Source organism: Pseudomonas fluorescens Q2-87 (genome assembly GCF_000281895.1).
GTDB classification, from domain to species: Bacteria; Pseudomonadota; Gammaproteobacteria; order Pseudomonadales; family Pseudomonadaceae; genus Aquipseudomonas; species Aquipseudomonas fluorescens_S.
In genome coordinates this window covers 6,306,984-6,333,400 of the sequence record NZ_CM001558.1, presented here as the reverse complement: position 1 = coordinate 6,333,400, position 26,417 = coordinate 6,306,984, and the positions used below count along the sequence as shown (strand labels likewise).

The window sequence follows — 26,417 nt, the reverse complement described above, 5'->3', positions numbered from 1 at the left end:
GGCCACAGCGGGCATTTCGTTGGATGAGAGGCTGCTAGGCGTAGGAAAGCGCCTTTTCCTCCAGCAACTCTTCATACAGCTGCACCCACTTGCGACCCATCTCCTCGGCGGTGAACAACTGCCGGTAACGGGCTTCGGCCCTGACGCCCATGGCCTGCGCCAGCGTGGGGTTTTCCCATAGGGTACGCATCGCCTCCCGGAACGCTTCGGGATTGCTGGGAGGCACCACCAGGCCGGTTTCATCGTGGATATTGATGTAGCTGGTTCCGGTGCCGATTTCGCTGGAGATCATCGGTTTGCCGAACATCACCCCTTCGAGCAATGAGATACCGAAGGCCTCGGAACGCAGGTGCGACGGAAACACGATGGCGTAGCTCAGTTCCAGCAAGGCGACTTTGTCCTCGTCCCCCAGGCGCCCAAGGAAATGCACATGGCGCAGACCCAATGCCGCTGCCTGGGCATGCAGTTGTTTTTCCAGGGGACCGGCCCCCATGATGACCACGGGATAATCCACGCCTTTGAGGGCGTCGAGCAGAATGTGCAGGCCCTTGTAGTAGCGCATCACTCCGACGAACAGAAAGAAGCGCTCACCGAGCCTGGCCTTCCATCCGGCCATGCGCTCGGCGTCCGGCTGTGGATAACTGCTTTTGTTCAGCCCGTAGGTGATGATCCGCGTTTTATCGGGGTATTGCTTGAGCACGTCGCTGGTGTGCACGTAGTTCGGCGACGCCGCCACGATGCGATCGGCGCCGTCGAGAAAGCGCCGCATCAGGGGCCGATACAGCGTCAGCAGGTGCCGCTGGCGAACGATGTCCGAATGGTAAGTGACTACGTAGGGTTTTTTCACGGCACTGCAAAAATGCACCACATCCATGAACGGCCACGGGAAGTGGTAGTTGATCACGTCTGCTTCAGCGGCGAGCTCGCGGAACTTCTTGAAAACGCTGTAGGAAAAACCGGTGGAGGCGAGCTGGAAGTCCATTCGGGATTGATGAACGACATGCTGTCGAATCTGGAGAGGGGTGGGGGACGGATTCCCGCTCAAAGCAAGCACAGTGTTATCGATACTCATCCGGTCAGTGCTGTCGCACAGCTGGAAAATCACCTGCTCGATGCCGCCCATGGACTCAGGCAGATAGGTTTTGTAAAAGTGCAGGACTCGCATTCAACCTCCCAGAACCTGGCGATACGCTTGGGCAGTGACTTTCCCACAGCGTTCCCAGGAAAAAAGCGCCGCTTGCTGCAATCCTGCTTCCCGGCAGGCTTGCCAATGCGGGTGATCTTCGATCAAGCGGAGCATCGCCTCGCGCAAGCCCTCGGGATCCTGCGGGTCGCAATAATTGCCGGCCGGCCCCGCCACCTCGGGCATGGCCGAGCAACGCGTGGTGATAACCGGCGTGCCGCTGGCCATGGCTTCGAGGACCGGCAGGCCAAAGCCTTCGTAGTGCGAAGGGAAAACCAGTGCCCGTGCCCCCGCCAGTAATTGGGCGACCTGTTCGTCAGGCAGGTAACCCGCCAGACAAACATGCCCTCCAGCCAGGGCGCGTTTCAACTCATCATTGAGCTGTGCCTGTTGCCATCCGCTCATTCCTACAATGAACAAAGGAAAGGTCTGACGCACTGATTCTGGGAGTCCGGCATGGGCGTGCAGGGCCAGTGACAGGTTCTTGCGCGGTTCCAGGGTACCCACACAGAGGAAATAACGACCCGCCTCCAGGCCATGGGCCTTGAGTACTCCGTCGATGGCCTCGGGTTCGCGCGGATGGAAACGTGCCGCCACGCCCAATGGGGCGACGCGCAGGCGCTCGGCTGGGAGGCCGAAATACTGTTGGGCTTCATCGGCGATGAACTGAGAAACAGTCATGATCAACTGCGCCTGTTCCACCGCCCGGGCCAGCCGTCGCTCGATTTCTTTCAGGCGTGCCGGCGGTTGCGTCTCGGGATACCGCACATGGGTGAGGTCATGCAGGGTCATCACCGTCGGGCCGTCAAAAGCCAGCGGCCACAGGCTGGGTTCGTGGTACAGGTCGATGGCTTTTGAAGGGCCTTGATCGAAGCGCTTCTGTTCCAGCCAGCGGCGAGCCTGATAGGCCCCCGGAACCCGCCGCAGCAAGGGGCTGAACCTTGAATAGCCAGGCGCGGGTGCTTGTGGCAGCTGCGAGTTCCAGCCCCAGCCGTGAAACAGCGATAACTGCACATCCGGCTCGCGGGCCAGGGCGGTGGCCAATTCCGACACGTATTGGCCAATGCCGGTGCGTGGCGCCTGGAGGATGCGCGCGTTGAGGGCTATCCGCATGCTGTTTCCCTGTCGACAATCACCGCTTCGACGTGTCGCTCGATTCGCTCGACCAGTTGCGCACTGGCTTGGCGCCAGCTCAGCCATTGCCATTGATCCAGGTTGCGACTGGCCGGGAAGACCCCGGTGCGTTCCATCTCGGTGACCAGGTTCGTCAAGCTTTGAGGATCCTCGAGGTCGAAGTAGGCCATGAACTCACCGCCGATTTCCCGAAACACTTCAATGTCGCTCCCCATTGCCGGCAAGCCGCGCTGCATGGCTTCCACCAGCGGCAGGCCGAAGCCTTCCACATAAGACGGGAACACCAGCGCGGTGGAGTGCCGATAGGCGTGTTCCAGGCTGTGGTCCGAGAGGCGATTGAACATGAACAGACGGCTGTTGAGTTGTGGATGACGCTCGATACGTTCGATCAACGCCTCACATTTCCAGCCGATCTTCCCGACGATGCATAGGCGCGCCTGTGAACCGGCGGTCCAGGCCCGCTCGAACGCATCGAGCAGATAAGCATGGTTCTTGCGCGGCTCGATGGTGCTGACCATCAGGAATACCGGCTCGGGGCGCTTGAACAGTCGCAGCAATTGCGTATCGACGGCGTGGGCGGGATTAATCTGGTCCAGCTCGCTGCCCAGATGAAAATAGTCGAACCAGCGTTCCTGCACCTGCTCCTCGCCAATGCGTCGGACCATTTCCTGGCGAAGCTGGTCGCGGATGGTGGCGGAGATGGCGATGTAGCCGTCGGCGGTACGGGCAATCCAGTCGAACCAATGGTTGAACACCTTGACCAGACCCGCGTCGCAAAATTGCGGATGGGACAGGGGAATCAGGTCGTAGACCACCGAAATGATCCCGACGCCATCACGCTTGAGCTGTTCGGCCAGGGGGAAGATATCCGAATGCCAGGAGGAATCGAGCAAGACCAGTTGATCGCCTGCCCGATGTTTCAGCGGTACGCAACGTTTCGGTAGTTCTTTGCCCTTGAGCGCGCGGTCGAGCAAGCGTATCGGAATGCTCAAGCAGCCCAGGGCGAACAGGCGGCAGCCGACATACAGGATTCGGCGGGCCCACGATGATCGGCCGAAGGGCCACTGCCGTGCCAGTGTCCGGTGCCAGAACCAGAACAGGTTGGCCATCTGTTCCCAGCGGATCCGCAGGCTGACCAGGTCCAGTTTATCGGTCGACAGCGGTGCCAGGCTCTTGGCCTCGTATAACTTTCCTTCCAGCATGACCACGGGGATGCATTCTTGCTCACCGTCCTTGGCGGGCAATTCGCGAATCACATTGCGCACGACGCGCTGGATGCCGGAATTGATTTCCGGATGTTCAAATACGTAAGTGCACTCCACCAGTAGACGGGTCATGGCAGCTCCTTTTGCGGCAACGCTTGGACGGCAGTCTGGCTCGAGCGCTGGATACTGGTCCGCGCCTGGAGCCAGGAACAGCCGACGAAGTCTTCCTGGCGATTGTTGATGACGTGAAACACCAGCCCGTAGTCGCGCCATTCGAAGTTGCGGTCCAGGTGCGAATCCAGCCGTGACAGGCTCAGGGCTACGGAGTAGTTGCCCTTGCCCAGGCGCATGTCGAAGCTGAAGCGGAAGGTGATCTGTTCGCCGGCCTTGAGGTCGGTCACGGCTTTGTCCTGGCGATGAGTATTGATGCCGTACATGGGCTGGCCGAGGCGATCCTTGATCAGGAAACCCAGCACCAGACGCTCGATGTCCTGGCGGATTTCCACGCGTACCTGCAACACCATCGGCTGGCCGATCTCGGCCACTTCCACCGGCTGGTCCTGGCTGTTGAGCAATTGCACATCGAGGATGCCGGCCTCACCGGTGCCGGAAATGGTGCGTACCTGGCCGTTGGCGAGCATCTCCTGGCGCACCACCTGTCCCTCGCGCTGGGCCAGCATGGCGTTGTAGTAATCCATCACTTCTTCCGGCTTGCCGCGCATGGCCATGCGCCCGTGTTCGAGCAGGATGGCGGTGTCGCAGATCGACTGGATCGCCGAACGGTCGTGGGACACGATCAGCAACGTGGTGCCGGCCTTGCGAAAGCTGCGGATGCGCTCGAAGCTCTTGTGCTGGAAGTAGGCATCACCCACCGACAGCGCCTCGTCGACGATCAGAATATCTGGACGCCGGGCGGTGGCGACGCTGAACGCCAGGCGCATCTGCATGCCGCTAGAATAGGTGCGCACCGGTTGGTCGATGGCGTCGCCGATTTCGGCAAACCCCTCAATCTCTGGCATCAGGGCTTCGATTTCCTCCACCTGCATGCCCAGTAGTTGACCGGCCATGAAGGCGTTCTGCCGGCCAGTGAAATCGGGATGAAAGCCCATCCCCAGTTCCAGCAACGCGGCGACGCGCCCCTGCAATTGGATGTGGCCGCAGGTCGGTTGGGTGGTGCCGGTGATCATCTTGAGCAGGGTGCTCTTGCCGGCGCCATTGACCCCAACGATGCCCACCGCTTCGCCGGGCTGGATCTCGAAATCCACGCCTTGCAGGATCCAGTGCAACTGATGGCGCGGCCGGGAAAAGGGAATCAACCATTCGAACAGCCGGCTCCAGCGGTTCGGATACTGCTTATAGGCCTTGCCCAGGCCAGTGACGCGCAAATGTCCCATCAGAGTTCATCCACCATTTCACCGCCGCGCCGGCGAAACATGCGCAAGCCCAAGGTGCATAACAGCAGGCCGACCACCAGCAACGGTACCAACGAACTCCAGACCGGCCACTGGTTGTACAGAAACAGGTTCTGGTAGCTCTGCATCAGCGCGGTCATGGGATTGAAGGCGAGCAGTTGCTGGATCGACGGCGGCAGGATTGTCATTGGATAGACGATCGGCGTGAGCCAGAACCAGAACTGCAGGCAGATACCGAACAGTTGCCCGACATCGCGGAAAAACACGTTGAGAATCCCCAGCAACATGCCCAGCCCGGCGGCGAACAGCACTTGCAAGACCAGCAACGGCACCAACGCCAGCAAGGCCATGCCCGGCCAGCGCCCGGTGATGAGGAGGAAACCGAGGAACAGCCCGAGGATGATCGCGAAGTTGATGCCGGCATTGAACAAGACAATGACCGGCAGGCAGATCCGCGGGAAGCTGATCTTCTTCAGCAAGTTGGCGTTTTCCAGGAACATGCCCTGGCTGCGGGTGGTGATCTCCGCGAACAGGCCCCAAGTCAGCAGCCCGGCGCAGAGGTAGACGCTGTAGGCCATGCCGTCTTCGACCCCGGGCAGGCGGGCACGCATGATGTGGGAAAAAATCACCGTGTAGACCAGGATCATCGACAGCGGATTGAGCACCGTCCACAACGCGCCGAACAGCGAGTTGCGATACCGCGCCTGGAACTCGCGCTTGACGCTACCCAGGACGAAGCCGCGATAGCTCCACAGTGTGCGTTGCAAGGTCAGCAACATCAGACGGCCCTGCCATAATGGTCTTCGAAACGAACGATGTCGTCTTCGCCCAGGTATTCGCCGCTCTGCACCTCGATGATCACCAGGTCGATGACACCGGGGTTTTCCAGGCGATGCTTGTGGCCGGCGGGAATGAAGGTCGACTCGTTCTTGGCCACCAGGTGCGAACCCGAACCGTTGTTGGTGACCTTGGCCATGCCCTCCACCACCACCCAGTGTTCGTTGCGGTGATGGTGCATTTGCAGGGACAGCGACGCGCCGGGCTTGACCACGATGCGCTTGATCTTGAAGCGCGGGCCTTCCTCGAGCACGGTGTAGCTGCCCCACGGGCGGCTGACCGTGCGGTGCAGGCGATAGGCTTCGTGTTCCTTGTCCTTGAGTTGCCGGGCGACGCGGCGCACATCCTGGGCGCGGTCGGCATGGGCCACCAGTACGGCGTCGGCGGTGTCGATGATGATCAGGTTTTCCACACCCAGCGCGGCCACCAATCGTCCGTCGCTCTGGACGAAGTTGTTCTGGCTGTCGATGAACAAGGTCTCGCCCGTGGCGCGGTTGTTCTGAGCATCGGCGGGCACCAGGCCGGCGACGGCGCTCCAGGAGCCGATATCGCTCCAGTCGAATGCGGCTGGAATCACCACCACGTGGGCGGAGCGTTCCATGAGGGCGTAATCGATGGAAATGTCCGGCATTTCGGCGAAGTGCGTTGCCGACAATTCCTGTTGCACGCACCCTGAGGTTTCCACCGCCGTGCTGGCCGCGACGCAGGCACGAGCCTGTTCGAGCAAGTCGGGCGCATGGGCTTGCAGCTCCGCCAGCAATGTCTTGACCGAAAAGCAGAACATGCCCGAATTCCACAGGAAGCGGCCGCTTTCCAGATACTGGGTTGCGGTCGGCAGGTCGGGTTTTTCGACGAAGCGCACGACCTTGGCCGCGCCCTTGGTGTCCAGGGGCTTGCCCCGTTCGATGTAGCCGAAGCCGGTTTCCGGTGTCGTGGGCAACACACCGAAAGTCACCAGGTGACCGCTTTTTGCCAACTCCACCGCGTGCCCCACGGAGGCCTTGAAAGCCGCCTCGTCCTGGATCAGGTGGTCGGCGGGCATGACCACCAGGATGGCGTCGTCACCGTGCAGGGCCTGCACCGCCAAGGTAGCGGCGGCGATGGCCGGCGCGGTGTTGCGCCCCGTCGGTTCCAGCACGAAGTGCCCGCGATAACGCTCCAGATGAGCGCTTTGATAGTGGTCGCGGCTCTGGAAGTAGTACTCGCGATTGGTGACAGTGACGATGTCGCCCCGGCCGTCGAACAACCCGGCGGCGCGTCGATAGGTCTTGCCCAGCAGTGACTGGCCGTCGGGCAGGATCATGAATGGCTTGGGATGGCCCTCGCGGGACACCGGCCACAATCTCGTCCCGGCGCCGCCGGAGAGAATTACGGGAATGAGCATGGCCTACTCCTTGGCGACGCGTTTCATGTCCGCATCCATCATCATGCGGATCAAGGTGTCGAGGTCAGTCCTGGGCTTCCAGCCCAATACCCGTTGGGCCTTGGCCGGGTTGCCGAGCAGCACCTCGACTTCGGCCGGGCGGAAAAACGCCGGGTCGATCTTCACGAAGTCACGGTAGTCCAGGCCCACGTGCTCGAAGGCGATCTTGCACATGTCCCTGACGGTCGTGGTAACGCCCGTGGCGACGACGAAATCGTCGGGCTTGTCCTGTTGCAACATCAGCCACATGGCCTCGACATAGTCGCCGGCAAAGCCCCAGTCGCGCTTGGCGTCGATATTGCCCAGGCGCAATTCCCGCTGCTTGCCCTGCTTGATACGCGCGGCGGCGTCGGTGACCTTGCGGGTGACGAATTCGATGCCGCGCAAGGGCGACTCGTGATTGAACAGGATGCCGCTGCTGGCATGCAGGCCGAAGCTTTCACGGTAGTTGACGGTGATCCAATGGCCGTACAGTTTCGCCACGCCATACGGGCTGCGCGGGTAGAACGGCGTGTGTTCGTCCTGTTGCTCGGCCTGGATCAAGCCGAACATTTCGCTGGTGGACGCCTGGTAGAAGCGGGTATGCGGGCTGAACTGGCGAATGGCTTCGAGCAGGTGGGTGACCCCCAGCCCGTCGACGATGCCGGTGGTTACCGGCTGGTCCCAGGATGCGGCAACGAAACTTTGCGCGGCGAGGTTATACAGCTCGTCCGGCGCCGACTTGATCACGGCTCGCTGCACCGAACAGGCGTCGGCCATGTCACCGTCCAGGTAAACGATGTCGTGCTCGATCCCCATCTCGCGCAACCGCCAGCGTGAATCGCTGCTTCGTCGCGCCACCAGCCCATGGACTTTGTAACCCTTGTCGAGCAGCAGCTTGGCCAGATACGCGCCATCCTGGCCGGTGATCCCTGTGATGAGTGCACTTTTCATTCTTCTTGTACCCGTATCTCCCAGTCGGACAGGATCGCCCGCAAGGATTGTTGTGTTGTTGTTTCAGGCGTCCATCCCGTTGCCTGTCGTAGCTTGGCGGGGCTACCACAGACGCGACGCTGTTCTGCACGGCGAAGACGCGCCGGGTCCTGGATCAGTTGCACATCGACCTGGGCGATGTCGCCCAGTTGTTCGATCAGGCTGCGAATGCTCTGCTCGCGACCCGAGCAGATGTTGTAGACCTGCCCCGCCATACCCTTTTCCAGCAGCGCCAGGTAGGCCGAGATCACGTCGCTGACATCGAGAAAATCGCGGGTCACGTCGATATCGCCCACTTGCAGACGCGCCGGTTGCAGTCCTTGCTTGATACGGCTGATCTGCCGGGCGGCGCTGGCAATGACGAAGCTGTCTTTCTGGCCGGGACCGATGTGATTGAACGGGCGGGCCACCAGCACCGGCCAGCCTTCGCTCATGCCCCATTGCAGGCTCAGCAGCTCGGCCGAGAGTTTGCTCACGGCATAAGGATTGCGTGGGGCCGGGGCGTGCAGTTCGGTGATCGGCAGTTGGTTGTCAGCGACTTGGCCGTAGACATCGCCGGTGCTGACATACAGGAATGTCCCGGTGAACCCCCGGGCCTTGAGGGCCTGAAGCAGATTCAGGGTGCCGAGCAGATTGATTTGCAAGGTGCGCGCCGGATCGCGAAAGGCTTCGGGGACAAACGTCTGGCCGGCAAGGTGGATGACGGCGTCGGGAATCTCGGGCCAGAGGCCTTCCAGGGTCTTTGCCTCTGTCAGGTCATAGCGGGCGGCGACAGGCATCAACTGCCACGTCGAATCATGACCATTGAGTCGAGATTTGAGGTGGCGTCCAACGAAACCGCTGAGGCCCGTAACGAACAGACGTTTTTTCAAGCACTAGCCCCCGTACGGTTGCCTCGTCTATCGCAAACTGAGTGGGAAATTTCCGTAAGTTCGGGGAAAAGTCACTCAACAATCGGCGTAGAGAAGCGTTTGTTGTAGTTGTTTGGTTGCCAATTTGTGCCAATTTCAACGCAATTTCAACAGCGCAGACCGTGACCGGTCAGTTCTCATATTTATAGCCGGTTTATTCTCATCGAGCGGTTCACGAACGCTTGGTGGATGTGTTTAGAATGCCCTCGTCACTACGCCGGCCCGATTCTGATTCTCGGATCGAAGCGCACGGCCAGGGCTACTAAAAACAAGAACGAGACGGGTCAGAAGACGATCGAATGGATGCGGCCCCAGGCCGGTTCGATTCGAGACTCGACCGTCATGAAGTGGAGTGGCCGGGATGGCGGCTCCATGATGGGATGCCATGAATTTCATTCTTTACTCGGACGTAAACGATCACTCCATCAGCCAGAGCCTTGGCCGCCCTGAATATAGCTATTATTTCGTGCTCAAGGCTTACCGGCCCGTGCTTGAAAGCCTGGGCCCGGTGCATGTGGTGTCGTCGGTCGCGGAAGTCGATCCGCTTTACCAGAAATTGCGGCAGGCCGGCCAGGACTGCTTGTTCCTTTCGTTTTCCCCACCCCACAAGACGCCTGTCGATCTGCTCTGCCCAATGGTCTGCGTGGTGGCCTGGGAGTTCGATTCGATCCCGGCCGAGCACTGGGACGATGACCTGCGCCACGACTGGAGCCGCACCCTGGCCCGTCATGGCCGGGTGATTACCTTGTCCAGCCACACGGCCGAAGCGATCCGCCGTACCTTGGGCGAGGAATTCCCGGTACTGGTCTTGCCGACGCCGCTATGGGAGCGTTTCGCGACGGTTCGTGAGCAATTTCCGAGCAGGCCGGTCAACCCGGGGACAGTCCTGCAGATCAAGGGCTGCATTATCGATAGCCGCCCCCTCGGGCTCTCTGCCGATGGCTTGATCGCACCAATGCTGGAAGACACACCGGTGCCAGAACCGGAGCCGGAACCAGAACCAGAACCGATCATCGAGCCGCCACCCTTGACCTGGCGGCGCCGCGCGTTCATTTCCCGTCATTATTTGCGTGAGGTCATTCGTGCCTTCACCGGCAAGGCCGAGCAGGGTCCGTTGTGGTTGTTCAAGCACAATCTGCTGTGCTGGTACCGCGAAGCGGTCCGCGACCTGGTGCCGGTGCCTGCACGTGTGCTGGTCAGCCGGATCCTGAGGGGCCGCCCGGCGCCGTCACTGCCGATTGTCGAGCCATTGCCGGCGCCAGATCCAGAGCCAGCTCCCGTTGATCATCCCCAAGCCGTGCTGCCGGACACCAGTCAGGTGGTGGAAATCGAAGTCAACGGGGTGGTGTATGTCAGCGTGTTCAACCCCGATGACGGGCGCAAGAACTGGCATCACCTGATCACCGCGTTCTGCTGGGCCCTGCGGGATGTCGAGGACGCCACGCTGGTGCTGAAAATGACCCAGAACGACCTGTCGACCTATTACGTCGAACTGCTGACGCTGCTGTCCCAGTTGTCGCCGTTCAGTTGTCGAGTGGTGGTGATGCACGGTTATCTGGAGGACGAGCAATTCGCCCGGCTGTATGGTGCGGCGAGTTTTTACGTCAATGCGTCCCGCTGCGAAGGCCTGTGCCTGCCGCTGATGGAGTTCATGTCTAGCGGGCGACCGGTCATTGCGCCGGACCATACGGCGATGCGCGACTACATCGACGCCGAGGTGGCCTTTATCGTCAAGTCCAGCCGCGAACCGACCATCTGGCCGGAAGATTCGCGCATTTTGTACCGCACCCTGCGCCATCGGCCCGACTGGGGTTCATTGAAGCTTGCCTACCAGCAGAGTTATGCCCTGGCCAAACTCCAGCCGCAGGCCTACCAGGCCATGGCCGTGGCCGCCAACGAGCGCATGCGCCGTTATTGCGGTTTTGCTCCGGTGCAGCAGCGCCTGGTTGATTTTCTCGCGGTGCCAGAAGGCGATGAGTTGTCGCTGGTGGTCGAGGCGGGGTCCGCATCATGCTGATCATCATTCATTCGGAAACCAACCAGAGCAACATCCTCGAAAACCTTGGCAAGCCCGAGTACAGCTACTACTTCGTGCTCAAGGAGTTCCGTCCGGTACTCGAACGGCTGGGGCGAGTCGTGGAAGTGACCCGGCCGGACGAAGAGGTCGACCTGCTGCATGCCGATTGCCTGCGGCGTGGCGAAGACTGCGTGTTCCTGTCGTTCTCACCACCTCATCGCACCGCAGTGCACTATGCCTGCCCGACCATCCCCGTGTTTGCCTGGGAATTCAGCACCATCCCGACCGAAAGCTGGCAGGGCGAACCCCGCCATGACTGGCGAGTGGTGCTTGGCACAACCGGCATGGCAATCACACATTCCAGTTTCACCGTCGATACCGTCCGGGAAGCGATGGGCGCGGATTTCCCCATTGTCGCCATCGCGGCGCCGGTTTGGGACCGGTTTGCCGCCCGGGGCGCGCTGCTGGCCCAGCGGCCGACGGTCGATCACATGCGCCTGCAATTGCGTGGCCTGCTGATCGACAGCCGCACCACTGACTTGCGGCCCTACGGCCCGCCGGCGCATCAGGCTGGTACTCCGCTGGTGCTCGATGGCCCGGCGCAGGATTGTGAGTTGCTGCTGGACGGCGTGATCTACACCTCGGTGTTCAACCCCTACGACGGGCGCAAGAACTGGAAGGACATGATCAGCGCGTTTTGCACGACGTTCCGCGACGTTCCTGACGCGACCCTGGTGCTCAAGCTGACCCACCACGACGTCAGCGCTGCGCTGACCGACATGTTGCATCACGTCTACAAGAACCAGTCCTACCGTTGCCGCATTGTGCTGATCCACGGCTACCTGGCGGACGCGGACTACGAGCGACTGGTGGAAGCCACCCGCTACGTGGTCAATTGTTCCTACGGAGAAGGGCAGTGCTTGCCGCTGATGGAGTTCATGTCCTGCGGCCGTCCGGCCATCGCACCCTTGAACACGGCGATGGCCGACTACATCGATCACGACAATGCCTTCGTGGTGGATTCGACTGAAGAACTGACCGCCTGGCCCCACGACCCACGAGCGGCCTATCGGACCCTGCGCTACGTCACCGACTGGGACTCGCTGTGCTCGGCCTACCGCGCGAGCTACGACGTGGCCATCAATGATCCCGAGCGCTATCGCCGGATGTCGGCCCATGCCGTGACCAGCCTGGAAAAATTCTGCAGCCAGGCCAACGCCGAGCAAGGCTTGCGGGCATTTATTGAACAGGCCTGCGAGCGTCGCCGGAACGCCCCGCAGCCATGATCCGGCGATTACTGTCCTGGCTCAGGCCGCCGGTCGAACCGTCGCCGCCGTCGACGGCGCCATCCGCGGCGGCTGTTTCGCCCCGCGACGCCGGCCTGTACGACGCGATGCTCGATGGCTGGTTCCGCAATGAAACCGGCGAGTTGCTCAAGGGCTTTGCCATCACGGCGGGTGACACCTTGCTCGACGTCGGCTGCGGCGAGGGCGTGGCGACGCTGTTCGCGGTGCGCCAAGGCGCTTCAGTGATCTTTACCGACAGCGAACAGGACAAGGTCCGAGAGTTGGCTCGCCAGGTCGAAGCCCAGGGCGCCGCGCCTTTCCTGGGGCTGGTCAGCAACAGCTTGCCGCTGCCCCTGGCCGATGGCTGCGCGAACAAAATCGTCTGCATGGAGGTGCTCGAACACGTCGATGATCCCGAACCGTTCATGGCGGAGTTGGTGCGCATGGGCCGGCCAGGGGCACAGTATCTGCTCAGCGTGCCAGCGCCGGTAGGCGAAGATCTACAGCGTGGCATCGCACCGGCGAGCTACTTCCAGTCGCCCAACCATGTTCAGGTTTTCAGCGCCGAACGATTTGCCGCCCTGGTGGAGGATGCCGGGTTGGTGATCGAGCATCGCCAGGCCAGTGGATTTTTCTGGGTCATGGGCATGATTTTCTTCTGGGCCAGCGAACAGGCGGCGGGGCGCAACCCCGAGGGCGCCGTGCGCGACCGTATCCACGCTCCTTATCCACCCCTGATGGAACGCTGGGCGGGCGTCTGGCAAGACTTGTTGACGCAACCCGGCGGGTTGGCGGTCAAGCAGGTACTGGACCGGTTCATGCCCAAGAGCCAGGTGATCATCGCGCGCAAGCCCGACCCTTTGTCCGGGAGAACTTCATGAGTAGCAAGCGGATCATGGACATCGAGTTGCTGCGCGCTGTCGCGGTGATAGGGGTGCTGTTCCACCACCTGCAAGGCATGCCGTTTCCTGGTGGATGGCCGCGACTGACGGCCCTGTCCGACAGTTTTCAGTTGTGGTGGGGCGTGGACCTGTTTTTCGCCATATCGGGGTTCGTCATCGGGCGCAGCTTGATTGCGCAGCTGCGCCGTTGTGATACGCGACGGCAGTTCTGGGCCACGACACGGGATTTCTGGATTCGCCGCGCCTTCCGCCTGTTGCCCTCGGCCTGGCTCTGGCTGCTGCTGGTGCTGTTCGCCGTGTTTTTCCTCAACCGTTCCGGCGCGTTCGGCAGCGTCGAGGCCAACCTGCAGGCGACCGTGGCCGGCTTGCTGCAATTTGCCAACCTGCGTTTTGCCGACGCGTTCATGCGTTATGAATACGGAGCGAGCTTCGTGTACTGGACGCTGTCGCTGGAAGAGCAGTTCTACCTGATCCTGCCGCTGCTGGTGTTTGTCTCGCGCCGGTACCTGATCTGGGTACTGCTGGCGGTGGTACTGGTGCAGTTTTTCACCTGGCGGGCGCTGTGGCTGTCGGTCATCCGCACCGACGCCCTGGCCCTCGGGGTGTTGCTGTCGATCTGGAGCTTGCGCTCCAGCTATTGGCGGTTCGAGCCCACATGGTTGCGCTGGCCTGGACTGGGCGTGCTGCTGATCGGGCTCCTCGGTGGGTTGATGGCCTGGATCGCCACCGAGCATTTCAATCTGTCGTTCTATCGCCTCGGCGTCATTGCAGTGTCCAGTGCCGTACTGGTGTGGGTGGCCTCCTATGACCGCGATTACCTGATGCCCCGTGGCCGGTTGAAAACAGCGCTGGTCTGGGTCGGCAGTCGTTCCTACGCGATCTACCTGATCCACATCCCGGTGTTTTTCCTGTTGCGCGAGCTGTGGTTTCGTTTCTCGCCCTTGGGCTCGCCGGACCCGGCGAGCCACCCTTGGCTGGCCCTGGCCTGCGCCTTGCTGTTGATCGGGCTGCTGAGCGAACTCAATTACCGTTGGGTGGAAATGCCCATGCGTAACCGAGGCGCCCGCCTCGTTGCACGCCTGTCCGCCGCTCGAACCGTCCTTCCCGTCTCTGGAGCCCCTTCATGCTGAGCCTTTTTAAGAAACTCGCCACGGGCGCGCCCGCACCCGCAACGCCTGCGGTCGAAAAAGTCGATCCGTACATGCTCGGGCTGCACGATGCGATGCTCAGTGGCTGGTTCAACCAGCAGACCGGCGAATTGTTCAGCGGTTTCCCGGTGACCGCCCAGGACACGCTATTGGATGTGGGCTGTGGCGACGGCGGTAATGTGCATTTCTGCGGCATGCGCGGGGCAAAGATCATCATTGCCGACATCGACGCGGCCAAGGTCGAAGCCACCCGCCAGCGCCTGGGCGATACACCCGCGCGCGACATCGAGTGCCACGTGACGGACTGCAATCCGTTGCCCATCGCCGACGCCACGGCCACCCGCGTGGTCTCCACCGAGGTCATCGAGCACGTCGACGATCCGGCGCAATTTCTTGCTGAACTGGTGCGGGTCGGCCAACCCGGCGCGTTGTACCTGCTGAGCGTGCCGCACCCAAGCTCCGAGGACTTGCAAAAGGACATCGCCGCGCCGGAGTATTTCCAGAAGCCCAACCACATTCGCATCATCAGCGAAGAGCAGTTCAAGGCGATGGTCAGCGAGGCCGGGCTGGAGGTGTTGAGCCATAGCCAATACGGCTTTTACTGGTCGATGTGGATGCTCTTGTTCTGGGAGGCCAAGGTCGACTTCAGCAACGCCGATCATCCATTGCTCAACCACTGGGCCGACACCTGGCAGGCCGTGTTGAATTCGCCCCGCGGTGCGCAGATCAAGCAGGCGCTCGATGGGGTGGTGGCCAAGAGTCAGGTCATTATTGCGCGTAAGCCTGGCGGGGTTTGATAGCCGCTGTTTTCGCGGTGCCCGGGTGACGGTAATCTGCTCGGCTTTTGCGGTGAGGCTTCATGACTGTACTTCCCCGGCTTTCGCTGGCCCTCGCCGCCTTGCTCTTGAGCGGCTGCGAAAAGCCACCTACTGCGGCGCTCGATCAACAACTCTATATCTGGCAGCGCCAGTGGACACCGGCTCACGAGCAGGCGCTGCGCCAGAGTCGGGGCGATTTCTCGAGCCTGCGGGTGCTGGCGTTGCAAGCTTTTCCCGGGGCGGGTTGGAGTCGTGCGCGGATCGATCCGGCCTTGCTCAAGGCTGACGGCCGCCCGCTGATCGCTGTGATTCGCCTGGACGGCCAGCTCAAGTCCTTGGACCAGAACGATGTGATCGGGCAGATTCAGCAGGTATTGGCTGATTGGAGCGCCCAGGGCCTGGCGCCGGTGGGCGTGGAGATCGACCACGACGCGGGCAACGCACGTTTGCCCGCCTATGAATCATTCCTGGGTCGACTGCGGCAAGTCTTGCCGGCCACACTGAAACTCAGCATCACGGCGCTGCCGGCCTGGCTCGACAGCCCGGCGTTGCCTGGGTTGCTGGCAATGGTGGACAGCAGTGTGTTGCAGGTCCACGCGGTGAGCGATCCGCGGCAAGGGCTGTTCGATCCGGAACAGGCCCGGCGCTGGGCCGAACGTTGGGGCGGCGTCACCACGCGGCCGTTTTATCTGGCCCTGCCGGCCTATGGCGTGGCGTTGCTGACCCAGGAAAGCGGCGTGCCGGTGGTGGAAAGTGAAGTGCCGATCGACCGGGGCGGCGAGCGTCGAGAACTGCTGGCCGATCCGCAACAGGTGGCCGGGCTTGCGGCTCAGTTGCGTGCCGAACCGCCCAGGCACCTGGCCGGGCTGATCTGGTTTCGCCTGCCGTTGGCGGGCGACCGGCGCGCCTGGAGCCTGACCACCCTCGGCGCCGTGGCGCGGGGGGACAGCCTGGACAGTCACCTCGGCCTGGATCTGCACGAGCAGGGCGGTTTGTACGATATTCGCCTGGCTAACCGCGGCAATCTCGACAGCCCCTGGCCCCAGCGCCTGACGCTGAAGGTCGGCGGGTGTGACGGCGTCGATGCCTTGGCGGGTTACACGTTGCAACAAACTCCCGGACTGCTTACCTTCACCCGCATTCAGGAAGGCCGCCTGGCCGCTGGCACCCACCGGGCAATCGGCTGGGCGCGCTGTACGAGAATCGACCAAGGAGGTTTCAATGTTTACCCGTAAGTGGCCTCGCCGCCTGCTTTGTTTGAGCCTTAGCCTGCCGCTGGGCCAGGCGCTGGCCTGCGGGCCGGACTTTCCGATGCGCCTGCTGGATAACCGCGCCCAATCATTGGCCGAGTTACCCGAAGGCAACTTTCGCTTCGAAATCAGCCGTCTGGGCCAGGCTATCGCCGGGCTCAAGCCGGTTACCGAGGCGACCCGGAACCCGGACTACAACTACGACGACCTTTCCTCCTATGTCGAGCAACGCAACAAGGCCGAGCAGCTCGGCCTGACCCCGCCGCAGCTCGCGGTAGTGGAACGCTTGCGAGCGCTGGGCGATATCGCGCAGGTGACGGCCGAAGCGGCCAACCTGCCCGCCGAGTTGCGGCTGTATGCCATCGGCGCGGCCGCTTTCAATGCCGGTGAGCATCAGCTCGCCGTGGAATCGTTCCAACAGTTGCTGGCGCTGCCGGCCGACCAGCGCCGGTTGCGCAGCACCTGGGCCGCCTATTCCCTGGGACGGGCCTTGTTTGCCGTGAGCACCGAGGCGGGCAGCGGCGACCCTGTGGTCTTGCAGAACCAGGCGCGCGAAGCGTTCCGCCAAGCCCGCGAGATGAGCATCGCCGGCTTCAGCGACCCGTTGGAGCTGGGCGTCGCCAGCCTTGGCGAAGAAGCCCGGGTGGCCTATACCGCTGACGATTGGAACAGTGCCATCGGCCTGTATGCGAGCCAGTCCTTGCAAGGTTCCCCGGTCGGCTACAGCTCGTTGTTGCAATTGGCGGGCGACCTTAGCGCCCAGCCGGAGGAACGCCTAAATGAATTGCTCAAGGCCAAAGCGGTGCAAGGCTTGGCGGCGGCGTATCTGCTCAGCCGCGTCGGTTGGTGGGACGGCGAAGAACCTTCGGGCGAAAAGAAACTCGTCCAATTGCTGCAAGCCAACGCCCGGGACAACCTGGAAGATGCCGACCGCCTGGCGGCGGTGAGTTACCAGCACGGCGATTTCGACGGCGCCAAGGCTTTTGTGCAGAAAGCCGCCGACACGGGTCTGGCCTGGTGGGTGCGCGCCAAACTGGCGTTGCGTGACGGTGACAAGGGCGCTGCGGCCGCCGCTTATGCCAAGGCCGCCCAGGCCTTCCCGAACGATGAGTCCTGGGGCAATCGACGTACACCGGACTGGAACTACGAGACGGTACAACCCAAATGCCGGGTCGAAGGTGAAAGCGCGATCCTGGCATTGCAACGGGGTGATTACTTGCAGGCCTTTGATCAGCTCTATCGCGGCCAGGGCAACTATTGGTACGACGCCGCGGCAGTCGCCGAGCGGGTGCTGACGGTCGATGAGCTGAAACAGTACGTCGATGCCAACGTTCCGGCGCCGCCCGAGCTGACTCAACAGGATCGCGATAACTACGTACCACTGTCGGTCGCCGCGAACCTGCGCAACCTGTTGGGCCGCCGCTTGCTGAGGGAAGGGCGTTATGACGAGGCGCCGGCCTATTTCGATAATGCCGATTTGCAGGGCAAGGCTTCGGCCTACGGGCAGTCGCGTCAGGACGCGGAGTCCAAATGGTGGCCGACCCGGCGGGCCGAGGCGTATTTCAATGCGTCCGTGTTGGCGCGTAAATCTGGCATGGAGTTGCTCGGCTACGAGATGGCGCCGGACTACGCCAGTTTGGACGGCAGTTACAGTTTGGAGCCCGTTGAGCTTGAAGTCGGCCCGCTGGTGGCGCAAGGGGAGCTGAAACGTCAGCAGGCCAGCGCCGCGCAACCAGACGTGCGTTATCACTATCGGTTCGTTGCCACAGCGCTGGCGAGCCAGGCGGCGGATTATCTCCCCCACACCAGCCAGGCATTTGCGGCGGTGTTGTGCAAAGCGGTCGGGTACAACTCCAGCCTGGAAGAGCAAAGCGCTTTGTATCAGCGGTACGTGAAGGACGGTCCTTATGTGGATTGGGCCGGAGATTTCGGCCATCAATGCCAGGAGCCGGACTTTCGCAATGCCGACAAACGCTACGTGACCCAGGCCCTGGACCCGATTCGCTCGGCATTGCGACCTTACAAGGCTTGGTTGCAACTGGGCGGTGTGGTGCTGTTGGTGGCAGTGGCGCTGGGATTGGTCAGTCGGCGTCGGCGCAAGGTCCGGATTTCGGCCAGCTAAATGGTCAACCGGCCGATCTCGGAGGTGGCGAGGGAGCAAGCTCCCTCATCTCACTTTGCGTTGCCCCTACATCTGCGTCGCCATTCCCTCCACAGCCATGGCCGCCTGGCGCAGGGCCTCCGAACGCGTCGGGTGTGGATGACAGGTCAGGGCGATGTCTTCAGCTGAGGCGCCGAACTCCATCGCCACGCAATATTCACCGATCATTTCACTGACGCTCGGGCCTACCAGGTGCACCCCGAGGATTTCATCGGTACGTTCATCAGCCAGGACTTTGGCGAAGCCGTCGGTTTCATGGTTGATCTTCGCCCGGCTGTTGGCTGTGAACGGAAATTTGCCGACCTTGTAGGCGCGGCCTTCGGCCTTGAGCTGTTCCTCGGTCTTACCGACGCTGGCCAGTTCCGGACGGGTGTAGATGACGCTGGGTATCAGCGCATAGTTGACCTGCGCAGCCTTGCCGGCGATCCGTTCGATACAGACCATGGCTTCATCTTCAGCCTTGTGCGCGAGCATCGGCCCGGACGTCACGTCGCCGATTACCCAGACCCCCGGCGCTTCGGTGCGATGCTGCGTGTTGGCGAGCATGCCACGCTTGTCAGGGCTCAGCCCGACGTTCTCCAACCCCAGGCCTTGAGTGTAAGGACGACGGCCAATGGCGACGAGCACGTAATCGGCATCCAGGGTCTGTGCTTCGCCGCCCGCCGCCGGTTCGACCTGTAGCTGCACGCCAGTGGCTGAGGACACGGCGCCGGTGACCTTGGAGTCGAGCTTGAACTGAATGCCTTGTTTAGCCAGGGCTCGTTGCAGGGTCTTGCCGGCCTCGCCGTCCACCCCGGGACAAATGCGATCCAGATATTCCACCACGGTCACCTGCGCTCCCAAGCGCCGCCAGACAGAACCCAATTCGAGGCCGATGACACCCGCGCCAATCACCACCAGGTGCCGGGGCACTTCGCTCAGGGACAATGCGCCAGTGGAGTCGAGGATGCGCCGGTTATCGATTGTCACGCCTGGCAATGGCATGGGTTGCGAGCCGGTGGCGATGACGATGTCCTTGGCGCTGAGTTCGGTCCTGAGCCCGTCATCGCTGGTTACGGTGACCTTGCCCGGCCCGTCGATGTGGCCCCAACCCTTGATCCACTCGACTTTGTTCTTGCGAAACAGAAACTCGATGCCTTTGGTCAGGCCCGCCACGCTTTCGTCTTTCTGCTTCATCATCTGTGCGAGGTTGAGAGTAGGGCTGACGTCGATACCCAGGTTGGCGAATTCCGCGCCGCTGGCCGCCTCGTAAAGTTCCGAGGCGTGGAGCAACGCCTTGGAAGGCATGCAGCCAACGTTCAGGCAGGTGCCGCCCAGAGTGGCGCGACCTTCGACGCAGGCGGCCTTCAACCCCAACTGTCCAGCGCGGATCGCCGCGTTATACCCACCGGGTCCGCCACCCAGAATGACTACGTCGTAGTGACTCATCGCTGTTCTCCCGCTTGGCCTGATAAAAAATTATGTACGTAATATGAGCGTTTCCCGGGTTTTGGGTCAAGGCTTAAGTCAAGGGGTAGGGACGGGGTTTGTCATGAAGAATTCAAAACGGAAATTTCACAGTAATCGTTATAAGGTAACGCCATATAACGGAGCGGCGGTGGCGTCTGTCCACGGCCCCGGGTTCTGATCGCCTCAAAGCGCTGGAGTGGTATGCAAGTCGATCTTGATGTCGAGGGGGCACGAGTGGCCGAATGGCCGCGCTTCCAGCGAGCGTCGTTTCAGGGGCAACGCCTGAAGCGAATCGCCTTCGCGCTGGGTAGCGTGGCCGCACTGGCGCTGATCGCTGGTTTTTTCATCGGGCTGTTTTCGCCACAATCGGTGTGGCCGGCCTTGTTGGTCAGCCAGAGCGCCGGCTTATTGGTATTGGTGGCGGGCTTGCAGTCGGCCTGGTGGATCACTCAGTGGCGGAGCAGGGCGCTGCTGCCAGCGGTGGATGATCAGGTTCCGGAACCTGGGATTGTGGATAACCTCGGCTGGTATGAACGTTTGCTTGAGCGAGTCGGCGCGCGTTGGGTTGAGCTGTTCAAGCAAATCGGTGCGCCCACCCTGTGGCTGGCCGGTTGGGCGGTGCTCGTGCTTGTTAGCCTGCAGCAAGCCTGGAACCTGCAGTTGCCTGCGGCTACCCTTGGCGCATCGGCCAGTGTGGGTGCGGTGTTGTCGTTATTGTTGGCCTTCGGGCTGTTGGTGTTCGAGCGACAACTGGCCCAGCAGCCCGCCGTGGAGTGGCCCGAAGCGTCACCTTTGGCGCAACTGACCCGGGTGGCGATCATCGTGCTGGTGTTCGGCGCCTTGTGCTTGCTGTTCGCCGCGCCCGCGTCTGTCTGGCCGGTGCGCTTGGCCGTGCTGATGGGCGTTCTGCCGGGCCTGGTGGCGGTTGAGTTATTGCTGCGGGCGGTACTGTCGTTGTTCATCCCGCGACGCGATGCCCTGGAGCCGACGCTGCTGGGCCGTAGTGTCATCGCCGATCTCTTGCGCTGGCCGCCGCGACCATTGCTGGCCTTGCAACATGAATTGCACAACCGTTTCGGCATCGACTTGCGCCAGATCTGGGCTTTCAGCTACATGCGCCGCGCCTTCTTGCCGGTGTTGGCCCTGGTGGCGCTGGTGGGCTGGTTATTGACGGGTGTGCACGAGGTGCCGTTGCAAGGGCGCGGCATCTATGAACGTTTCGGAAAACCGGTGGAGGTCTTCGGCCCGGGCCTGCATGTCGCCTTGCCTTGGCCTTTGGGCAGGGTGCTCAACGTCGAGTACGGGATCGTGCACGAATTGGCCTCCAATGTTGGCGACAGTGGCGCACCCTCCGATATCAGTCCGGCGGAGGGACCGGCCCCGGCGATAGCCAATCGTCTCTGGGATGCTAGCCATGTGAATGACAAATCCCAGGTTATCGCCAGCCAACGTGCCGACCAACAGAGCTTCCAGATCGTCAACATGGACGTGCGCTTCGTCTATCGCATCGGTCTGAGCGATTCGGCGGCGCTGGCGGCGACCTACAACAGCGCCGATGTGCCGACGTTGATCCGCAGCACTGCCAGTCGGGTCCTGGTCCATGAGTTCGCTTCCCGTACGCTGGACGGTTTGCTGGGCGCGGACCGTGTCAGCCTGGCCGAGGAGATCGGTCGCGCCGTACAGGCTGATTTGCAATCATTGGACAGCGGTGTGGAGATCCTCGCGACGGTCGTCGAAGCGATTCACCCACCGGCCGGTGCGGCCAATGCGTACCACGGCGTGCAAGCGGCGCAGATCGGCGTCCAGGCATCGATCGCCCGGGAACGCGGTGCGGCGGCGGAACAGACCAACCAGGCGCAATTGCAGGCCAGCATTGTCCATGACCAGGCCCAAGCCATCGCCCGGGAAATTGACGCGACCGCCCGGGCCGCCGATTTGCGATTCAGCGCGGATCGCCAAGCCTATGCCAAGGCCGGCCATGCCTTTGTGCTGGAGCAATACCTTAGCCAACTGAGCCAAGGCCTTGTCGATGCCAAACTGCTGATCCTCGATCATCGCCTCGGCGGCAGCGGTAACGCGCCGACCATTGACCTGCGTACCTTCACGCTGCCGGCAGACCCCGCGTCGCCGCGTAACCCTGTCCAGCCAGGAGCTGCCCATTGAGCCAGTCCTCTTCACACGATCATCATGACCACGCCGGACATGATCACCGTCATGCCGGTCATCACCATGGGCATCATCACCACCATCATGGCGCCGGGCAGGACGCCGGCCCGTTCCCCTGGCGGCGGATGGGTTGGGCGGCATTGCTGGTGGCGTTTGCCGTCGCGGCCGCGAGCCTGGTGCAAGTGCGTTCGGGGGAGGCTACCGTTATCACTCGCTTCGGCAATCCGGCGCGGGTGCTGTTGCAACCTGGCCTGGGTTGGCGTTGGCCGGCGCCGTTCGAGGCGGCGATCCCGGTGGACTTGCGCCTGCGCACCACGTCCAGCGGACTGCAAGACGTCGGTACGCGCGACGGGTTGCGGATCATCGTCCAGGCTTACGTGGCGTGGCAGGTACAGGGCGACCCGGACAACGTGCAACGATTTATGCGTGCGGTGCAGAATCAGCCAGATGAAGCCGCACGGCAGATCCGCACGTTCGTCGGTTCGGCGCTGGAGACCACGGCGGCCAGTTTTGACTTGGCCAACCTGGTCAACACCGACGCAAGCCAGGTGCGTATCGCCGATTTCGAAGCGCAATTGCGCCAGCAAATCGATCAACAGTTACTCGCCACTTACGGCGTGCGCGTGTTGCAGGTGGGCATTGAGCGCCTGACCTTGCCTTCGGTGACGCTGACCGCGACGGTGGATCGCATGCGCGCCGAACGCGAAACCATTGCCACCGAACGCACCGCCATCGGTAAGCGCGAAGCGGCTCAGATCCGCTCTGCGGCAGAACGGGATGCGCGAGTATTGCAAGCGGACGCGACGGTGAAGGCCGCTGATATCGAGGCGCAATCCCGAGTGGAGGCGGCCGGGATTTATGGTCGTGCGTATGCGGGCGCGCCCCAGCTCTACAACTTGCTGCGTTCGCTGGACACCTTGGGCACCATCGTGAGCCCGGGCACGAAGCTGATTTTGCGTACCGACGCTGCGCCATTTCGTGTCTTGGTGGACGGTCCTCCTGGCGTGGAACCCAAGGGTGGAACACAACCATGAGTTTGGTTCCACGTGGAACAAACGAGTTATCCAGCCCGTGGATTCAGGCCGGGCGCCTCACGTTTCTAGCGCTTTATGCGGTCACGGTCCTGGCAGCGCTGGCGTGGGTGTTCTCCAATGTGCGGCAGATCGACCCGCAAAACCGCGCGGTGGTACTGCACTTCGGTGCGCTGGATCGAATCCAGAACGCAGGCTTGCTATTGGCTTGGCCGAGTCCTGTGGAACAAATCATTCTGCTGCCGGCGGCGGATCGGGTGCTGGAGCGGCGGGTAGAGAATTTGTTGCGTTCGGATGAAGCCTTGCAGGCCGACCGAGTGGCCAGTTTCGCCACGCCGGTCAGTGATGCACTGGCAGGCTCTGGGTATTTATTGACCGGTGATGCCGGCGTGGTGCAATTGGATGTGCGGGTGTTCTACAAAGTGACCGACCCTTACGCTTTCGTTCTGCAGGGTGAGCATGTGCTGCCCGCATTGGATCGCCTGGCGGCACGTAGCGCCGTGGCCCTGACAGCGGCCCGGGACCTGGATACCATTCTGGTGGCTCGTCCGGAACTGATGGGCAGCGATAGCCAGGCCGCCGAACGCCGCGAGCGATTGCGGGGCGATCTGGTCCAAGGCATCAATCGACGGCTGGGTGATCTTGCGGGAACAGGGCAGGGACTGGGCATCGAAGTGGTGCGGGTCGATGTGCAATCGAGTCTGCCAGGGCCCGCCGTGAGTGCCTTCAATGCGGTGCTGACTGCCAGCCAGCAAGCTGACAAAACCGTGGCCAATGCTCGCACCGAAGCCGAAAAGCTCACCCAGGCCGCGCGACAGTCGTCTGACCGAGCCCTTCTGGTCGCCCATGCCCAGGCCAGTGAACGGCTCGCCAAAGCGTCGGCCGACACCGCCACGGTGCTGGGCCTGGCGAAGACCCAAGGCAATGATCCGCAAACGTTATTGCGCCTCTACCGTGAGCGCATGCCCGCAATCCTTCGTCAGGCCGGCGCAGTGACCACGGTCGATCCCAAAGACGATTCTCGCCTGATCATCCAGGGAGCCGAACAATGAGCGCTTCAACTCCTGCCGCACCGATGTTGTCGTCGGCCGAACAACGCGCCGCCGCCCGGCAACTGACGTTGGCGATGCTCGCCCTGGGATTGCTTGCCTTGGGGCTGGTGTGGCGCGGCTGGTCCCCGGAGCCATCCGGTGTCAGCCAGTTATTGTTGGGCTTCGCCTCGCTATTGGTGGCGGTGCCGGTGATGCGTTCTGCCTGGTACAGCTTGCGTTTCCCGAGCCTGCACGGCATCACTGACCAATTGATCGCCCTGGCGATGCTTGGCGCCTGGGCCACTGGGGATCTGCTGACGGCGGCATTGTTGCCGATCATCATGATCTTCGGGCACGTGCTGGAGGAGCGCAGTGTCATCGGCTCGCAGGAGGCGATTCATGCCCTCGGCCAATTGACTCGCAGCCAGGGGCGCAAAGTCCAGGCAGACGGCTCGATCATCGAGGTGGACAACGGAACGCTTCAGCCCGGCGATATCGTCGAAGTACGCGCTGGTGATCGCGTGCCGGCCGATGGCCGGGTGCTGTCGGGCCAGGCCAGCCTCGACACCGCACCCATCACCGGCGAGTCGGTGCCACTGGAGGCCGTCGTCGGCACCGAAGTTTTCGGTGGTGCAATCAATCTTGATGGGTTGCTGCGCCTGCAAGTGACGCGCACGGGGGATGAATCAACCCTGGGCAAAGTGATTGCCCTGATGCAGAACGCCGAACGCTCAAAACCGCCCATCACCCGTCTGCTGGAGCGCTACGCCAGCAGCTATCTGGTTCTGGTTTTGTTGTTGGCGGCGGTGACCTGGTTCGTGACCAACGATGCCCAGGCGATGCTGGCGGTGCTGGTTGCTGCGTGTCCTTGTGCGTTGGTGCTGTCGGCACCGGCGACGGCCATCGCCGGGATTGCCGTGGCGGCACGACACGGGATACTCATCCGCAGTTCGGCTTTCCTGGAAGAACTGGCGGACCTCACCTCCCTGGTCGTCGACAAGACTGGCACGCTGACGCATGGAGCCTTGCGCCTGCAAACCATTGAAAGAGCACAGGCTGATCATTTGCCCGGGTTGCTGCCTCTGGCCGCCAGCCTCGGCTCTGCCAGCAGTCATCCGGTCAGCCGTGCCTTGGCGGGCCTGGTGGCGCAGGAGAATTATCCGTCCCTGACGGATATCCATGAGCGGCAGGGACTGGGCGTGGTGGCGATGACCGGGCAGGGCGAAGCGGCGCTCGGCCGGCCGGAGCTGTTCGCACAGTTAGGCATCAAGACTTCACCGGTGCCCGAGCACGACGGTCCGATTGCCGGTCTGGCCCTGGACGGACAATTCCTCGCCTGGCTGTTGCTGGCGGACAGCGTCAGGCCGGAAGCACAGGTGGCATTGGCGGAACTGCGGGCGTTAGGCCTGGGACGTCAGTTGCTGCTGACGGGTGATCGTCAAAGCGTGGCCAACACCTTGGCGCGGGGAATCGGCATCAGTGACGTACAGGCCCAGGCCTTGCCGGAAGACAAACTCAAGCGGGTCATGACCGAAATCAACCAAGGGTTCCGGCCCATGGTGGTGGGCGATGGCATCAATGATTCCCTGGCGCTCAAGGCCGGCGTGGTTGGCGTCGCGATGGGCGCGGGCGGTGCGGATATAGCCCTCGCGTCGGCGGACATCGTACTGATCGGCAGTGACCTGCGGCGGTTGGGCACTTGTGTACGCCTCAGCCGCCAATGCAGGCGCACGCTGCAGGTCAACGTGATCATCGGCCTGGGTTGGACACTGGCGATCGTTGCCTTCGCAGCGTTCGGCTGGCTCGGCGCGGCGGGTGCCATGATCGCCGCGCTGCTGCACAATTTGAGCACGCTGCTGGTGTTGGGAAACGCGGGGCGCTTGCTGCGATTCCAGGAGCCGCTGACGAAAGTTTCGGACCAGCAATCCGTGTCGTAAATCTGGGCGAACTGTGCGCCGCTCTTGCAGTCTGCTATGTGAGAGGGGTGTACCGGCCGAGGCGTTCCGAACTCAATGGACGGATTTGTACCGCAATAGAAAAAGGCTATAAATCGATAGCCTGCTATTTTTCTAACATGGTCT

At 62.1% G+C, this 26,417-nt stretch carries 20 protein-coding genes; 11 read left to right on the top strand and 9 right to left on the bottom strand.

Translation table 11 applies throughout. The features are described 5' to 3' along the window. Positions 1–34: 34 nt before the first annotated feature. The 8 genes from PFLQ2_RS00160 to PFLQ2_RS00195 are packed head-to-tail and all read right to left on the bottom strand — an operon-like array spanning position 35 to position 9,038. Positions 35–1,165 (bottom strand): glycosyltransferase family 4 protein, encoded by a 1,131-nt coding sequence (locus PFLQ2_RS00160; RefSeq protein ID WP_003187160.1) that lies wholly within the window; start codon positions 1,163–1,165, stop codon positions 35–37. After that, positions 1,166–2,296, bottom strand: a complete 1,131-nt coding sequence (locus PFLQ2_RS00165) for a glycosyltransferase family 4 protein (RefSeq protein WP_003187159.1) — start codon at positions 2,294–2,296, stop codon at positions 1,166–1,168. It lies immediately after the preceding gene. Continuing rightward, positions 2,287–3,654 (bottom strand): glycosyltransferase family 4 protein, encoded by a 1,368-nt coding sequence (locus PFLQ2_RS00170; protein WP_003187158.1) that lies wholly within the window; start codon positions 3,652–3,654, stop codon positions 2,287–2,289. Before PFLQ2_RS00170 ends, PFLQ2_RS00165 begins: the two co-directional genes overlap by 10 nt. After that, positions 3,651–4,916: an ABC transporter ATP-binding protein gene (locus PFLQ2_RS00175; protein WP_003187157.1), complete on the bottom strand. Its 1,266-nt coding sequence runs from the start codon at positions 4,914–4,916 to the stop codon at positions 3,651–3,653. The genes PFLQ2_RS00170 and PFLQ2_RS00175 overlap by 4 nt, the downstream gene beginning before the upstream one ends. Continuing rightward, positions 4,916–5,713, bottom strand: a complete 798-nt coding sequence (locus tag PFLQ2_RS00180) for an ABC transporter permease (RefSeq protein WP_003187156.1) — start codon at positions 5,711–5,713, stop codon at positions 4,916–4,918. The genes PFLQ2_RS00175 and PFLQ2_RS00180 overlap by 1 nt, the downstream gene beginning before the upstream one ends. Then, the gene (locus PFLQ2_RS00185; protein WP_003187155.1) at positions 5,713–7,155 is read right to left on the bottom strand and encodes a mannose-1-phosphate guanylyltransferase/mannose-6-phosphate isomerase; all 1,443 of its coding nucleotides are present in this window, start codon (positions 7,153–7,155) and stop codon (positions 5,713–5,715) included. Before PFLQ2_RS00185 ends, PFLQ2_RS00180 begins: the two co-directional genes overlap by 1 nt. A gap of 3 nt (positions 7,156–7,158) precedes the next feature. Next, positions 7,159–8,127 (bottom strand): GDP-mannose 4,6-dehydratase, encoded by a 969-nt coding sequence (gmd, locus tag PFLQ2_RS00190; protein ID WP_003187154.1) that lies wholly within the window; start codon positions 8,125–8,127, stop codon positions 7,159–7,161. Continuing rightward, positions 8,124–9,038, bottom strand: coding sequence for a GDP-mannose 4,6-dehydratase (locus PFLQ2_RS00195; protein ID WP_003187153.1), 915 nt, complete (start codon positions 9,036–9,038; stop codon positions 8,124–8,126). Before PFLQ2_RS00195 ends, gmd begins: the two co-directional genes overlap by 4 nt. A gap of 424 nt (positions 9,039–9,462) precedes the next feature. On the opposite strand from PFLQ2_RS00195, the gene PFLQ2_RS00200 reads away from it, so the two are divergent. The 7 genes from PFLQ2_RS00200 (at position 9,463) to PFLQ2_RS00230 (ending at position 18,620) form a co-directional block, all read left to right on the top strand. Next, complete coding sequence (locus PFLQ2_RS00200; RefSeq protein WP_003187152.1) at positions 9,463–11,094, top strand: glycosyltransferase; 1,632 nt, start codon at positions 9,463–9,465, stop codon at positions 11,092–11,094. Then, positions 11,088–12,380, top strand: a complete 1,293-nt coding sequence (locus tag PFLQ2_RS00205) for a glycosyltransferase (RefSeq protein WP_003187151.1) — start codon at positions 11,088–11,090, stop codon at positions 12,378–12,380. Before PFLQ2_RS00200 ends, PFLQ2_RS00205 begins: the two co-directional genes overlap by 7 nt. Beyond that, entirely contained in the window at positions 12,377–13,261 is an 885-nt protein-coding gene (locus tag PFLQ2_RS00210) for a class I SAM-dependent methyltransferase (RefSeq protein WP_003187150.1), read from the top strand. Before PFLQ2_RS00205 ends, PFLQ2_RS00210 begins: the two co-directional genes overlap by 4 nt. Beyond that, positions 13,258–14,412, top strand: coding sequence for an acyltransferase family protein (locus PFLQ2_RS00215; protein ID WP_003187149.1), 1,155 nt, complete (start codon positions 13,258–13,260; stop codon positions 14,410–14,412). Before PFLQ2_RS00210 ends, PFLQ2_RS00215 begins: the two co-directional genes overlap by 4 nt. After that, positions 14,406–15,227 carry a class I SAM-dependent methyltransferase gene (locus PFLQ2_RS00220; protein ID WP_003187148.1) on the top strand — a complete coding sequence of 274 codons (822 nt, stop codon included), beginning with the start codon at positions 14,406–14,408 and terminating at the stop codon, positions 15,225–15,227. The genes PFLQ2_RS00215 and PFLQ2_RS00220 overlap by 7 nt, the downstream gene beginning before the upstream one ends. A gap of 62 nt (positions 15,228–15,289) precedes the next feature. After that, complete coding sequence (locus tag PFLQ2_RS00225; RefSeq protein ID WP_003187147.1) at positions 15,290–16,483, top strand: DUF3142 domain-containing protein; 1,194 nt, start codon at positions 15,290–15,292, stop codon at positions 16,481–16,483. Next, on the top strand, positions 16,470–18,620 hold the full coding sequence (locus PFLQ2_RS00230) for a hypothetical protein (protein ID WP_003187145.1): 2,151 nt from the start codon (positions 16,470–16,472) through the stop codon (positions 18,618–18,620). The genes PFLQ2_RS00225 and PFLQ2_RS00230 overlap by 14 nt, the downstream gene beginning before the upstream one ends. 66 nt (positions 18,621–18,686) lie before the next feature. Here PFLQ2_RS00230 and lpdA read toward each other — a convergent pair whose 3' ends face one another. Continuing rightward, positions 18,687–20,087, bottom strand: a complete 1,401-nt coding sequence (gene lpdA, locus PFLQ2_RS00235; RefSeq protein WP_003187144.1) for a dihydrolipoyl dehydrogenase — start codon at positions 20,085–20,087, stop codon at positions 18,687–18,689. 222 nt (positions 20,088–20,309) lie between these two features. Here lpdA and PFLQ2_RS00240 point away from each other — a divergent pair, with 222 nt between their 5' ends. From PFLQ2_RS00240 to PFLQ2_RS00255, 4 genes are read left to right on the top strand one after another with little or no spacing between them, the layout of a single operon-like run. Beyond that, positions 20,310–22,271 (top strand): protease modulator HflK, encoded by a 1,962-nt coding sequence (locus tag PFLQ2_RS00240; RefSeq protein WP_003187143.1) that lies wholly within the window; start codon positions 20,310–20,312, stop codon positions 22,269–22,271. Then, positions 22,268–23,308, top strand: a complete 1,041-nt coding sequence (gene hflC, locus PFLQ2_RS00245) for a protease modulator HflC (RefSeq protein WP_003187142.1) — start codon at positions 22,268–22,270, stop codon at positions 23,306–23,308. The genes PFLQ2_RS00240 and hflC overlap by 4 nt, the downstream gene beginning before the upstream one ends. Then, positions 23,305–24,357: a protease modulator HflK gene (gene hflK, locus PFLQ2_RS00250; protein WP_003187140.1), complete on the top strand. Its 1,053-nt coding sequence runs from the start codon at positions 23,305–23,307 to the stop codon at positions 24,355–24,357. Before hflC ends, hflK begins: the two co-directional genes overlap by 4 nt. After that, a complete protein-coding gene (locus PFLQ2_RS00255) occupies positions 24,354–26,273 on the top strand; it encodes a cation-translocating P-type ATPase (RefSeq protein WP_003187139.1) in 1,920 nt (639 codons plus the stop codon). The genes hflK and PFLQ2_RS00255 overlap by 4 nt, the downstream gene beginning before the upstream one ends. Positions 26,274–26,417 lie beyond the last annotated feature (144 nt).

Coding starts and splice junctions, on each gene's coding strand:
- PFLQ2_RS00160 (WP_003187160.1), bottom strand. CDS start 1,165: ATGCGAGTCCTGCACTTTTACAAAACCTATCTGCCTGAGTCCATGGGC.
- PFLQ2_RS00165 (WP_003187159.1), bottom strand. CDS start 2,296: ATGCGGATAGCCCTCAACGCGCGCATCCTCCAGGCGCCACGCACCGGC.
- PFLQ2_RS00170 (WP_003187158.1), bottom strand. CDS start 3,654: ATGACCCGTCTACTGGTGGAGTGCACTTACGTATTTGAACATCCGGAA.
- PFLQ2_RS00175 (WP_003187157.1), bottom strand. CDS start 4,916: ATGGGACATTTGCGCGTCACTGGCCTGGGCAAGGCCTATAAGCAGTAT.
- PFLQ2_RS00180 (WP_003187156.1), bottom strand. CDS start 5,713: ATGTTGCTGACCTTGCAACGCACACTGTGGAGCTATCGCGGCTTCGTC.
- PFLQ2_RS00185 (WP_003187155.1), bottom strand. CDS start 7,155: ATGCTCATTCCCGTAATTCTCTCCGGCGGCGCCGGGACGAGATTGTGG.
- gmd (WP_003187154.1), bottom strand. CDS start 8,127: ATGAAAAGTGCACTCATCACAGGGATCACCGGCCAGGATGGCGCGTAT.
- PFLQ2_RS00200 (WP_003187152.1), top strand. CDS start 9,463: ATGAATTTCATTCTTTACTCGGACGTAAACGATCACTCCATCAGCCAG.
- PFLQ2_RS00205 (WP_003187151.1), top strand. CDS start 11,088: ATGCTGATCATCATTCATTCGGAAACCAACCAGAGCAACATCCTCGAA.
- PFLQ2_RS00210 (WP_003187150.1), top strand. CDS start 12,377: ATGATCCGGCGATTACTGTCCTGGCTCAGGCCGCCGGTCGAACCGTCG.
- PFLQ2_RS00215 (WP_003187149.1), top strand. CDS start 13,258: ATGAGTAGCAAGCGGATCATGGACATCGAGTTGCTGCGCGCTGTCGCG.
- PFLQ2_RS00220 (WP_003187148.1), top strand. CDS start 14,406: ATGCTGAGCCTTTTTAAGAAACTCGCCACGGGCGCGCCCGCACCCGCA.
- PFLQ2_RS00225 (WP_003187147.1), top strand. CDS start 15,290: ATGACTGTACTTCCCCGGCTTTCGCTGGCCCTCGCCGCCTTGCTCTTG.
- PFLQ2_RS00230 (WP_003187145.1), top strand. CDS start 16,470: ATGTTTACCCGTAAGTGGCCTCGCCGCCTGCTTTGTTTGAGCCTTAGC.
- lpdA (WP_003187144.1), bottom strand. CDS start 20,087: ATGAGTCACTACGACGTAGTCATTCTGGGTGGCGGACCCGGTGGGTAT.
- PFLQ2_RS00240 (WP_003187143.1), top strand. CDS start 20,310: ATGCAAGTCGATCTTGATGTCGAGGGGGCACGAGTGGCCGAATGGCCG.
- hflK (WP_003187140.1), top strand. CDS start 23,305: ATGAGTTTGGTTCCACGTGGAACAAACGAGTTATCCAGCCCGTGGATT.
- PFLQ2_RS00255 (WP_003187139.1), top strand. CDS start 24,354: ATGAGCGCTTCAACTCCTGCCGCACCGATGTTGTCGTCGGCCGAACAA.